The organism is Rhodopirellula maiorica SM1 (genome assembly GCF_000346295.1).
Taxonomy (GTDB): Bacteria; Planctomycetota; Planctomycetia; order Pirellulales; family Pirellulaceae; genus Novipirellula; species Novipirellula maiorica.
This window is the reverse complement of the sequence record NZ_ANOG01000461.1, coordinates 1-9,850: the sequence shown is the minus strand read 5'-3', so window position 1 is coordinate 9,850 and position 9,850 is coordinate 1. Positions and strand designations below refer to the sequence as shown.

Genomic DNA, 9,850 nt, shown 5'->3' with positions numbered 1-9,850 from the left:
GGCCCCATCGCAAAATCGCGATCGAGCTGTTCGTCGGTCAAAGATGCTGCAAATTCCAACACCTTGCCTGTTGCCCAATCGTTGTATTGAAATTGACGGATGTTCCACTGGGCATCCCACGGGCAACGTTCGCCACAGGGCTCGGAGACGTCTAACCCGTAAGCTCGCAAACTTGCCTCCGCTTCGGGGCTTTGCGGCACGGCATGTTTTGCAAGTCGATAGAACAGATAGTCGATGCCAGCGACGACCGTACGGTCAAACTGTTTCAGGTAGTTCAGTGCTTGAGCGCGATGATGAACGCCGTGATTGACAACGTGCAGTAACAAGTCGCTCAAGCGGTGATCGTAGGGCGTTTGCTTGCTGTCTTGGTATTGAACCAGACGGCTAAATCGGCTGTCTTGCTCGGCCGACATCAAATCACGTCGCTGTTGAGCGACATCCCTCAGGGCGTCCGCGATCGCGTCGACCGACATTCCCTCGGGGTCTTTGGGAAACGGACGCCACGGCACACCCTGCCATCGTTCCATCCAAATCACTTCGGCGGTCAGAATATGAAAAAGCGTCGCCCGCAGGGTTCCAAATCCCATTTCACGTGGCGTATCAAGCTGTGCATCCGAAAGGTCACCGCAAAGTGCAATCACCTTGTCGTTTGCCCAGTCGTTGTAGGCGTAAAGGTCGTCCATTAATCCTGGCATAACGAATGTCTCTGCGAGTTAAATGTCAAACGTGGTGAAAGCGGAAAGAATACCTTGCCGCGATGCGGATGGATTTGTCTGCGCAAGCAAGATCAGCATGTTGCACGCAGTCGCTATCATACTGAACACGCACCGCCAACTAAACATGGTCGGTGAGGGCTCTGTGGGCGACCAATTGCAAATCGTCGATTGACAACCGCTTAGGTTGTCGTAGTCTGTGCCCAGGTTCACGCTTTGATTCGAAGATGCTCGATCGATGCGAAAGGGTTCACTCCCCCAACGCTCGCGGTTTCCGCAGCAGAATTGAAATTCATAGCGTGTCCATTCTCTGCAGCCCACGTTCGACGGAGGGATCGCTACGATGTCACTACACAACCACGCTGATTATCGATCGGTTTTGTGGGTCGCTCTCGCCATCACTCTGGTGGTGATTCAGTATAGCGACCCGAGTTGGGTGGTCTATCTGAGTCCGATCAGTTGCTATCTAGCGATTGCGTGCGGCACGATCTCACACAATCACAACCATCGCGCCACGTTCAAGTCGCCGCGTTGGAACCATTTCTTCGGTCACATTTTGACCCTTTTCTACGGTTACCCGACGCTGATGTGGGTGCCGACGCACAACTTGAATCACCATCAATTTGTGAACCGCCCGGGCGATGCCACGGCAACATGGCGTTACACCAATAAACACAGCATTTGGGTCGTGTTGAGCTATCCCTTTGTATCAGGTTACTTTCAAAGTTTCCCAATTCGCGAGTACATCGAGAAAGTCAAAGCAGGCAAACCAAAGTTGTACGCCCGAATCCGCTTTCAATATTTCGTTTGGATGGGCGGTTACATCAGTCTAGGCGTGTTGGCTGCAGTGCTTTACCACAACCAACAAACGGGACTCGGATTGTATCTGTGGTTCTTCTCTGTCATTTTGCCGGCGATCTTGTCGAGCACCGTGATCATGTTCTTTAATTTCATCCAGCACATTCACACCGATGCGTGGTCCGATCACGACCACTCACGGAATTTTACGGGATGGTGGTTTAATTTCCTGTTTTTCAACAACGGCTACCACACCGCCCACCACGATCACCCGGGAATGCACTGGAGTGAATTGCCAAAAGCCCATGCGGCGATCGCGAGTACAATTGACCCGCGATTGAACGAACCCAACTTGTTTTGGTTTGTGCTGCGTCAATACGTGCTGGCACCGCTATTTCCCAAGCTGGGCACTCAGCAAATCGGCTCGGATCCGGGTGAAGGGCACCAAAAGGACGTGCCGCAAACAGGACCGCACGAGCAGGCAATTGTGTCGGTCGGTCAGGATGCGTAAACGTGCACGACACTCTTGGCGAGTTGTCGCTACGACCTAGACTGCTTGGTCATACGTTAGCCGAGATGCAGGGCGGCGCGAGCTAATTGCAACCAACTGGTGCCTGCCACATCGACTTCCATGTCGTAGTCTTTGGTTGGGATGTAGGCGCGGCGTTGATCGACGATGCGGATCGCGATCGAACTCTGCCGCACCAATTGATCGATCCGCTTGCGATCGGTGTAATGCAGCACAATAAAGCGAGCATCCGAAGTAATCGATGCAATCTGCCACGCGGCAGCATCGAGTCGCAACTCGGCAAGTTCGAGCATCCGCCGGGCAGGTTCGGGCAGCACGCCAAATCGGTCCCGCAGCTCGGTACGCACCTCCTTGATCTGCGAAGCATTTTCGATCTTGGCGATGCGACGGTACAGATCGATCTTATGCCGCAAATCAGGCACATAGTCTTCGGGCAAATAGGCTTCCACCGGCAGATCGATGTCGACATCGGCTGATAATTTCGGTGGCAACTTCTGCGCCTGGCGAACGGCATCTTCAAGCAATTGGCAATACATCTCGTAGCCGACCGCGGCAATATGACCGCTCTGTTGGCTCCCCAGCAAATTACCGGCACCACGAATTTCAAGGTCACGCATCGAGATCGCGAAACCGGCGCCCATGTGACTAAACTCTTCGATCGCGCGGAGTCGTTTGGACGCTTCGGGGGTGAGATGTTTATGCGGGGCAACCATCAAGTAAGCGTAGGCTTGATGTTTGTAGCGTCCCACCCGGCCGCGTAATTGATGCAGATCGCTCAAGCCATAACGATCGGCGTCGTCGATAAAAATCGTGTTGGCGTTGGGAATATCGATCCCGCTTTCCACGATCGTGGTCGCCAACAACATATCAAACTTGTGCTCGATAAAATCCACCATCACGCGTTCGAGTTCGCCTTCGCCCATTTGGCCATGGCCGATCCCGATGCGGACTTCGGGGACGATGCGGCGGATCTTTTCCGAGACGGTGTGCATGTCGCCGATGCGATTGTGAATAAAGAACATCTGACCGCCGCGATTCAGTTCCCGCACAATCGCCGTGCGGATCATTTGATCCTCCCAACGCGTGACCTTGGTTTCTACCGCCATGCGTTCGGCCGGCGGGGTTTCCAAGTTGCTGATGTCGCGAACGCCGACCAGCGCCATGTGCAGCGTTCTCGGGATTGGCGTCGCCGACAGCGTCATCACGTCGACGTTGCTGTGCAGCGTTTTCAGCCGTTCTTTGACCGCGACACCAAACCGCTGCTCTTCGTCGACGACCACCAAACCCAGGTTCGAAAAGTCGACATCCTTGCTGGCCAAACGATGTGTTCCGACAACGATATCGACTTTACCGCGGCGAAGATCTTTGACCGTTTGACGTTGCTCGGCGGCGGTACAGAACCGGCTCAACTTGGCAATCTCGACCGGAAACTCAGCCATCCGTTCACAAAAGCTGTGATAGTGCTGTTCGGCCAACACGGTGGTCGGCACCAGCACCGCGACTTGATAGCCGCTGGTGACGGCTTTGAACGCAGCACGCATCGCGACTTCGGTTTTGCCAAATCCGACATCGCCACAGATCAGCCGATCCATCGGCTTAGGCGTCTCCATATCCAATTTGGACGCATCGATCGCGGTGACTTGGTCGTTGGTTTCAATGTAGGGAAAACTGGCGTCAAATTGACGCTGCCAAGCGGAGTCCGAATCGAAAGCGATCCCACGGCGCGACGTTCGCTCGGCCTGCATTTCCAATAGTTCGCTTGCCATATCGGTGACTGCCGACTCCGCCGCTTTGCGTTGTCGTTGCCAAGCTTGGCTACCGATTTTGGCAAGCCGCGGCTGCGTCTTGGTACCACCGACGTAGCGTTGGACCAGCCCGATTCGCGAAGCAGGCACATAAATTTTGCTGCCGCCATCGAACTCGATCGTCAAATGCTCGAGATGTTGCCCATTTTTCTCAATGTGCTGCAGACCACGATACAAACCGATGCCATGCGAAAGATGAACGACCAGATCGCCGACTTCGAGCTGCAACAGATTTGCAATCGGTTTGCTACGTGCTCTGGTTTGCCGGCGTCGGACCGGGCTGCGATGAAACAGCTCGGCACCGGTCAACACCAAGATCTCGGCGGTGGCCAAGCGGAAGCCGCCACTCAGCTCGGCGACGGTCAAATGCAATCGGCCTTGCGATTGTGCATTGGTTTCGCGAAGTAGTTCCGACAATCGCTCACTATCGGCCGCGGTGTCGCCCACCAAAATGATGTCATGGTTATCGGCGATCGTATCGATTCGCTTGCATGCTTCGTCCAGCGTGACGGCGAACCCGTCGGCGCTGGCCGACCGCAGATCAACTACGGCGCCGTCGACCGCCTCGTTCAATGAACTCGCCATCGCGATTGGAAAGCGTTGCAGCGAGCCCATTAAATCGTCGAACGAGACGAAACGAGGATCGTCACCGGAGCGATCGATGATCGCGTCGGCGGATGTTTTGCAGTCGTGGGGATCGACCAGCACGACGAGGGTATCGTCGGGAAGATAGTCGGCAAGCAGCCCAAAGGAATTGGTTTCGGCGTCCGTTTTCTCTTCGATGTCTTCGCCGCTGATCGCGGTGATTTCGACTTCGCGGATCGATTCGATACTACGCTGGCTAGCCAAATCGAAGCGGCGGATCGATTCAATCTCGTCCCCAAACCACTCGATCCGAAGCGGATTGGGTTGATCGGCCGAAAAAATGTCTAAGATACCGCCACGTGTGGCGAATTCGCCTGGAAATTGGACGGCCGTGGTCGCCGCAAAGCCTGCTTCGGCAAGCCAACGGCGAATCGTTTCGGGATCCACCTCTTCGCCGACCTTCAGCACTCGCGTGGCTGAATCGAGCCGCTCGGGCGATGGAACTCGCTGCATCGCACCGCCGATGAACGCGGTCACCAATAGCGGATGGGGGTCCTCGGCGGTCCGATCCTGCAGTCGCTGCAGCACTTGCAATCGTTCGGCAAATTCGGCGTCACGATGATGATGGTTGCCCGAGGATTGGCCACCGGACGACAGCGGCAGCGAGATCGAATCGGTCAAACCAAACGCGATCGCGTCACCAGCGACGATATCCGCGTCAGCCGCATTGGGCAGCAACACCAGCACATTGGGTTTGTGTTGAGCAACTGCGGCGGCCAGCAGACCTCGGACGGAGCCCCAAACGCCGTCAAAGGCCAAAGACAGGTTCGTCGTACGACGCGAGGGTTTGCCCGAAGCCAGTATTCGCGGGCGAAGTTTCCGGACGTGCGCAGCGATCCCCACAGCCTCGTCAATCAGACGGGGCAAGTCATGCAAACTCTTGGCGGTCGTGACAGCGGCCTCAGCCAAGCAAGCACCATGATCGCAGGTGGTAAAGAAGCTATAGAAAAAGTATCGTGTGAGGGCAAATCTGGAAACACCACCAAATCAAACATTCCCCCCACTACAGAAGCAAAAACGATGACGATTGGGATTGGCATTATCGGTTGCGGCATGATCGCAGGCTTTCACTCCAAGGCTATCAAGGACGCCAAAGGCGCCAAATTGGTGGGATGTGCCACTCGAAATCCGGAGCAAGCGGCCGCGTTTGCCGAGAAAAATGGCTGCAAGTCCTACGAGACGATCGAAGCAATGCTGGCCGATCCCGAGATTCAGGCCGTTTCGATCTGTACCCCCAGCGGTGCTCACCGGGATCCCGCCGTGTTGGCCGCCCAGGCTGGGAAGCATGTAATCGTCGAAAAACCGCTCGAAATCACGGTCGAACGCTGCGATCAGATCATCCAGGCGTGCGAAAAAGCAGGCGTGCAGTTGGCGGTGACGTTCCAAAGCCGCTTTTATGAGTCGAGCAAAATCATGAAAAAGGCTGTCGAAGAAGGTCGCTTCGGCAAAATCACCATGGGCGATTCGTACGTCAAGTGGTATCGCTCGCAAGAATATTACGACAGCGGTGCATGGCGTGGCACTTGGGAACTCGATGGCGGTGGAGCGTTGATGAACCAAGCCATCCACAGTGTCGATCTGCTGCTGTGGTTAATGGGAGACGTGGTGGAAATTAGCGCGATGATGGACACTATGACGCACGAGCGAATCGAAGTCGAAGATGTGGTGGTCGCCAATCTACGTTTCGCCAATGGCGCACTCGGCGTGATCGAAGCGACCACGACCGCCTATCCCGGAGCGCTGAAGCGAATCGAGATCAGCGGCAGCGAAGGCACCGCGGTCCTCGAAGAAGAGGACATTCGCGATTGGCAATTTGCCAATGAAACCGAGCAGGATGCCGAGATTCGCAAAACGATGTCGGGCAAGACCGAAACGGGTGGTGGTGCGGCCGATCCGTCGGCAATCGGGCATCATGGCCACACGATGCTGTTCGAAGAATTTGTCGCATCGATCAACGAAAACCGCCCCTGTTCGATCGACGGACGCGAAGGTCGTCGCAGCATCGAAGTGATTCGTGCGATCTACGAAAGCGCCAAGACCGGCAAACGAGTCAAGTTGGGATCGTAGGCATCCGTAGGCATCCGTAGGCCGGATCGCCGCGGAGCGAAGATCCGGCACGGCGGCGGCAACGAATCTCACTGTCAATTTCGCATCCGCCGGATCGGCGTCGCTTAGGGCGACTTGATCCGGCCTACGCGATGTCGCCTCTTCGTAGGCCGGATCGCAGCGGAGCGAAGATCCGGCACGGCGGCGGCAACGAACTTACTGTCACTTTCGCATCCGCCGGATCGGCGTCGCTTAGGGCGACTTGATCCGGCCTACGTTGCCCAGAAGGATCGGTGACGATTAAGCGTTGCTCTTCAGATCTGCCAACTGCTTGCGTTCGGGCATTGCTTTGTAAAACGGGTCCAGCGGATAACATCCGCTGACGATGCCGTTGCGAGGCGCGGTCGTACAGTCGCTGAACGTACGACATATCTTCTTTCGTGTCATTACGTTGCCGCTGATCACATCGGCTGGCAGATCGGGATACGACAAAACCATGCGTCCTAAGCCGATCGAATCGGCCAACCCGGTTCGCACAATGGCTTGCGCAACATTTGGCAACCAATCTTGCAAATAGGTGTATCCCGATCCGATGATCGTCAAATTGGGATGCATCTGTTTGATCTTTGCAGTGGTTTGAATTTGGCGAGCGACCCCGACCAACGGATCTTCGGGCGGTTGGTAACCGTCGCTCGGTGGAAAATACGCAGGTCGCTGGATGTGTGGGTTGTAGTAGGGGCTTCCCGCCGTCGAACAAACCAATTCAATCCCCAACGATTCAAACAACGACATCAGTCGCGAGGGGTCGCTCAGGTCGATTCCGGATCCCGAGCCATCGCCACCGAACATCAGTCGGGGATCCGCATCCGGCTCAGGAATTCCCACACGGTCATCGCCCGCTTTGTAGGGAACGAAGTCAAACAGACTGACACGGACACCAATTTCTAGCTGCGGCGCTTCGGAGCGAATGCCGGCGACAATCTCTCTTAAAAAACGAGTACGATTTTCAAACGAGCCGCCAAATTCTCCCTCGCGATCATGGCCTCCGAGCAATTCGTGCCCGAGGTAACCATGACAATGCTTGACATCCACAAAGCGATAACCCGCTCGTTGGGATCGCACCGCCGCGGCGACGAAATCGTCGATCAGCCGTTTAAGATCATCGTCACTAAGCAGTTTTGAATCATCGGTGATACCGAATCGCGGATCGAGCGCGGGATTACGCTGCGCGATCAATGGTTCGGCGCGAGTCTTTTCATTAGGACGAGCGAATCTTCCGGAATGGGTCAATTGCAAACCGACAAGCAAATCGTCGCTATTGCCGAAACGCTCTTGATGCGCAGTGACCAATTCGTGCCGCAACGATTCGATCGATGCCAAATTGGCTTCGGTCATGATCAATTGGTTTGGGTTCGCCCGCCCATCGTGACGCACTGCAACCGCCTCGCCACCCCAGATCAATTTTGCACCGCTGATGCCAAAATTTTTCCAGCGACGACGCGTCAGCTCACTCGGTTTGCCATCGGTCGTACCGTCCCAACCTTCCATCGGCAGGATGCAAAAGCGATTCCCGATCACGTCACGCTTCAATTGAATCGGTTGGCCGAGCGGCGACTCGTCGCCTATTTGCAAGTTTTCGTCACTTGGCAAATCGAGCCCAAGTTCCGCGAGCCGGGACAGGAATTGATCGTGCGTTTTTAGACTGGCGATGCGGGGGTAAGCCATGGGTGGTTCATCTCGGAAAGCAAACAGTTCAACAACCAGCCCACCAAGATACTCGATTCCAACCGCACTGTCTTGATCAATCGCGATTGGGTGAGCGCAATGTTTCAAGAGTGAACGATCTCGATCACGTTTCGATGTCCGCGTCGACGCAATTTGGAAAAGAAAGGGAGACTTACGAAGCAATTGTCCCCTTGGACGGAATCAAACGGCGGACCGTCGATGTCGCTTCGGCTAGCGTCATCACCCGTGCATAGCGGTCACGAAGCGTAGCCAATGATGCCTCGTGCAGCTCAGGTGTCACCGTCGCGCAACAATCTTCGACCACCGTCACTAGGTAACCAAGATCACAGGCATCGCGAACGGTTGTTTCGACACATTCGTTCGTATAAACCCCCACGATAAACAACGACTCAATACCTAGATTGTTTAATACGTAGTGCAAGTTTGTCGAAGAAAACACACCGCTAGCGGTTTTGTTGATGACGATCTCATCGCGCTCGGTCAGCGGCGCGACGACCTCGAGGAAATCAGCGTCTCGTGTTCCTGGTGCCGCCAACAAATTGAGTCGTTTGTGTCCTTTACCGCGATCACGCCCGTCGCGGGTCAGCGATTGAATTCGCGTATGGATCACCTCGAGATCGTGGCTGCGAAACGACTCTTGCAGCTTCCGCACATTCGGCAACACCAACGAATCGAGCCGATTGAAATAGTACTCTTGGGCCTCGGGTGAAACACCACTGTTGGCGGCATCGCGAAAAACGCCATGCCCCGGTGCGGCATCCAAGTATTGAAGATCGATACACAACAGCGCCGTGTTGTGATCCACCATGAATTCACGATGCGCAGGATTATCGATAAACGACTCGTGATACACCTCCTTAAGAGGATCGATGTGTTCGTGGATATCCGATGCGGTTGGATTAAAGTCGTTCATGAATGATTACTAGTAGAGGAATTCAGTGAGAGTTTTGCGACAAGAATTAACGCTGTGACAAACTTGCAAGTGTTTGCAGCATCACATTGGCGCCAGCTTCGATGTCGGACCATGCGGTCCATTCGGCAGGCGAATGGCTTTGCCCGTTCTTGCTGGGGACAAAGACCATTCCGATCGGGACGATGCTGCCCATGATTTGGGCGTCATGGGCCGCACCGCTGGGCATGGTGTAATAGTCAAGCCCGAGATGTTCGGACTGTTTTTGCAACTGCTGGACCACATCGGAGCTACAGGCAACCGGGGCGAGGTAGCTTTTTTGTTCGAATTCGAACATTAGATTACGGCGGCGGGCAATCGCCGAAAGCGCTTTGCGGAACGCACTGGAAAGCTCTTCTAAGACCACTTCGGAAGTGTCCCGCACATCGAGAGAAAATTCGACCAACCCAGGAACGGTGTTGGCGGCACCCGGCAAAATTTGAGCCTTGCCGATCGTGGCACGACTGCGGTCGCTGCCGTTTTCTTCCAAGATGCGAGGGATCTCGTGCGCAAAATCCGCCAGCCCCATGAAGGCGTCATTTCGCATGTCCATCGGTGTGGTCCCGGCATGGTTCGCTTCACCACGCAACCACACCGACCATGTGAATAGCCCTGTGAT

7 protein-coding genes are annotated in these 9,850 nt (G+C 55.1%); 2 read left to right on the top strand and 5 right to left on the bottom strand.

All coding sequences use genetic code 11. The features are described 5' to 3' along the window. Positions 1 to 695 (bottom strand): DinB family protein (locus RMSM_RS36910; RefSeq protein ID WP_008697435.1); only part of this gene is annotated, 695 nt, incomplete at its 3' end. Between the two features lie 361 nt (positions 696 to 1,056). Between RMSM_RS36910 and RMSM_RS14575 the strand changes: the two genes are divergently transcribed. Beyond that, positions 1,057 to 2,022 carry a fatty acid desaturase family protein gene (locus tag RMSM_RS14575; protein ID WP_008697432.1) on the top strand — a complete coding sequence of 322 codons (966 nt, stop codon included), beginning with the start codon at positions 1,057 to 1,059 and terminating at the stop codon, positions 2,020 to 2,022. Positions 2,023 to 2,078: 56 nt separating this feature from the next. On the opposite strand, the gene mfd is transcribed toward RMSM_RS14575, so the two are convergent. Then, positions 2,079 to 5,399: a transcription-repair coupling factor gene (gene mfd, locus RMSM_RS14570; RefSeq protein ID WP_040766729.1), complete on the bottom strand. Its 3,321-nt coding sequence runs from the start codon at positions 5,397 to 5,399 to the stop codon at positions 2,079 to 2,081. 111 nt (positions 5,400 to 5,510) lie between these two features. Here mfd and RMSM_RS14565 point away from each other — a divergent pair, with 111 nt between their 5' ends. Then, entirely contained in the window at positions 5,511 to 6,557 is a 1,047-nt protein-coding gene (locus tag RMSM_RS14565; RefSeq protein ID WP_040766728.1) for a Gfo/Idh/MocA family protein, read from the top strand. Between the two features lie 279 nt (positions 6,558 to 6,836). Here RMSM_RS14565 and RMSM_RS14560 read toward each other — a convergent pair whose 3' ends face one another. The 3 genes from RMSM_RS14560 to RMSM_RS14550 form a co-directional block, all read right to left on the bottom strand. Then, on the bottom strand, positions 6,837 to 8,261 hold the full coding sequence (locus RMSM_RS14560) for an oxidoreductase (RefSeq protein WP_040766732.1): 1,425 nt from the start codon (positions 8,259 to 8,261) through the stop codon (positions 6,837 to 6,839). 172 nt (positions 8,262 to 8,433) lie between these two features. Next, complete coding sequence (locus RMSM_RS14555; RefSeq protein ID WP_008697424.1) at positions 8,434 to 9,195, bottom strand: cysteine hydrolase family protein; 762 nt, start codon at positions 9,193 to 9,195, stop codon at positions 8,434 to 8,436. 46 nt (positions 9,196 to 9,241) lie between these two features. Beyond that, positions 9,242 to 9,850: M20/M25/M40 family metallo-hydrolase (locus tag RMSM_RS14550; RefSeq protein ID WP_040766727.1), on the bottom strand; the 609-nt coding region annotated here is incomplete at its 5' end.

Excerpts from the sequence above, each read along its gene's own strand:
- RMSM_RS14565 (WP_040766728.1), top strand. The coding sequence starts at position 5,511 with ATGACGATTGGGATTGGCATTATCGGTTGCGGCATGATCGCAGGCTTT.
- RMSM_RS14575 (WP_008697432.1), top strand. The coding sequence starts at position 1,057 with ATGTCACTACACAACCACGCTGATTATCGATCGGTTTTGTGGGTCGCT.
- RMSM_RS14560 (WP_040766732.1), bottom strand. The coding sequence starts at position 8,261 with ATGGCTTACCCCCGCATCGCCAGTCTAAAAACGCACGATCAATTCCTG.
- RMSM_RS14555 (WP_008697424.1), bottom strand. The coding sequence starts at position 9,195 with ATGAACGACTTTAATCCAACCGCATCGGATATCCACGAACACATCGAT.